2 protein-coding genes are annotated in these 2,145 nt (G+C 33.3%); both read left to right on the top strand.

The features are described from left to right. Positions 1 to 203: 203 nt before the first annotated feature. On the top strand, positions 204 to 1,178 hold the full coding sequence (locus CLCHR_RS24145; RefSeq protein ID WP_079442480.1) for a cytochrome b5 domain-containing protein: 975 nt from the start codon (positions 204 to 206) through the stop codon (positions 1,176 to 1,178). Between the two features lie 223 nt (positions 1,179 to 1,401). Further along, positions 1,402 to 1,968 (top strand): NUDIX hydrolase, encoded by a 567-nt coding sequence (locus CLCHR_RS24140; protein WP_079442479.1) that lies wholly within the window; start codon positions 1,402 to 1,404, stop codon positions 1,966 to 1,968. Positions 1,969 to 2,145 lie beyond the last annotated feature (177 nt).

Below are 2,145 nucleotides of genomic sequence, written 5' to 3'. Positions count from 1 at the left end.
GTATATAACATATAGATATAATTCAAATTTAGTATATCTATATTAATATATAATTATTAAAAATTTTAGTCAAGTTTTGATTTGAAATAAAAAATAGAAGTTTCAATAATGTAATCATAAAGAAAAAAATAATTTAAATTTATAGGAACATTTTTACATATAGAAGCATACATTTTATAGGTATAAATATTTGAGAGGTAAATATGTCTATTTATTTTGATTTTAAAACTATCAACGAATTAACTGGTGATAATTATTATAGAAAGCAAAAAGAATTTATATTAGACGAATTAGAACAGTATGATTGGAAAAATGGAAATCCGGCGTATGTTGCTATGGAGGGGATAGTTTATGATGTGAGTAATGAACCTAGTTTGGAATCAGGAACACATTATGGGCTTAATACTGGACGAGACCTATCAGATGAATTTAGCAGCTTTCACGGAATGAAGGATATTTTTTCCAACACTCCGGAGGTTAGTGTATTTGCAGATGATGATTTAGATAATATGAATGATAACTCTAATATGTCTATGAATAGGTGTTTTAGGCAGAATCAGGATACATCAAAATTTACTCCAGATGATTGGATTAGATATATAACGCCATTAGTTACTTATGGATTAAGAGAACCAAATCAAGGTATGAGTCCTCAATCTATATATCAGAAAATTATTTTGTTAGGTGTGCTTGTAGGTCTTGGGCGAACACCTCAGGAAGCTATAAATCAAGTTCAAGAATGGCAAAGTACTGGTGCGTCTAAGTTACTCAAAGGCGGTGCTAGCATGGGTACAGGAACTACAGGAACAGGCGGGGGCCTTGGAACCGGAGGAACAGGAATAGGTGCAGGAGCCGGAACAGGCGGAGGCTTTGGAACCGGAGGAACTGGAATGGGTACAGGAGCCGGAACAGGCGGAGGCTTTGGAACTGGAGGAACTGGAATGGGTACAGGAGCCGGAACAGGCGGAGGCCTTGGAACCGGAGGAACTGGAATGGGTACAGGAGCCGGAACAGGCGGAGGCTTTGGAACTGGAGGAACTGGAATGGGTACAGGAGCCGGAACAGGCGGAGGCTTTGGAACCGGAGGAACTGGCACTGGAACAACAGGTGGCATAGGTACAGCAGGCACAACTAGAAAAAGAGAAAGCGGTAATAGGGACAGATTATATTTTGATTAAATTAATAATAAAAAGTTTAGAAGGATATGAAGTAATTTATCATATCCTTTTGTGTCATGAAAAAAATAATTTGATATATTAGGCTAGTGTGGAGGAACATATAGAAATTAAGTGAAGGATAATAAAATAATTAAAAAGTATTTAAGAAATTTATATATTACGAATCTACTTAAATTTAGTTATAATTAATATTATACTGATGCTTAATAAGGAGGTGAAAAATATGAGTTGGATTGATATGATAAAAGACTATACTCCTTGCGACAATCAAGAAAAGGGTGATAAAGAAGTAATAATAAAATATTCAAAAATATTGAATGATATGTTATTCAGGGATAATGAAATTATTCACATGACGAGTTCTGCTTTCATAGTAAATAAGGCTAAGGATAAGGTGCTGATGATTCATCATAATATATATAACTCATGGGCATGGACTGGGGGTCATGCTGATGGAGAAGAAGATTTGTTGCTTGTTGCAAGCAATGAAGCTAGAGAGGAAACAGGAATAAAAAATATAATCCCAATTACCAAAGAAATTGTTTCAATAGATATATTGCCAGTGTTCGGACATGTAAAAAGAGGAAAATATATTTCTGCACATTTGCATGCTTCAGTAGCATTTTTGTTTCAGGCCGATGAAAATGAAATACTCACAGTAAAGCCAGATGAAAATAGTGGTGTAAAGTGGATACCTATAAACGAAATAGATTTGTATTCTAGTGAACCGCATATGAAAGTGGTTTATGAAAAGATAGTGTTTAAACTTAAGAATCAACTATTTATTTAATTGGAATTATTCAGCTTTGATTAGGATAATTTATACAAAGGTTAATAATATGAGAACATATATATTAAATAGCTTTAGTGTTTTCTTGCGCAAGACAATTCACAGAATTTTTAATATAAATAATTTTATGTTAAGGAACAATTATATATTATGAGAATATATTATACTATACAAAAG

The sequence above is a fragment of the Clostridium chromiireducens genome (assembly GCF_002029255.1).
Classification (GTDB): Bacteria; Bacillota; Clostridia; order Clostridiales; family Clostridiaceae; genus Clostridium; species Clostridium chromiireducens.
Note: the sequence above shows the minus strand (reverse complement) of the source record. Positions and strands in the feature narration are given on the sequence as shown.

What these genes read in the sequence shown, in the direction of transcription:
- CLCHR_RS24140 (WP_079442479.1), top strand. Translation starts at nt 1,402, where the DNA reads ATGAGTTGGATTGATATGATAAAAGACTATACTCCTTGCGACAATCAA.
- CLCHR_RS24145 (WP_079442480.1), top strand. Translation starts at nt 204, where the DNA reads ATGTCTATTTATTTTGATTTTAAAACTATCAACGAATTAACTGGTGAT.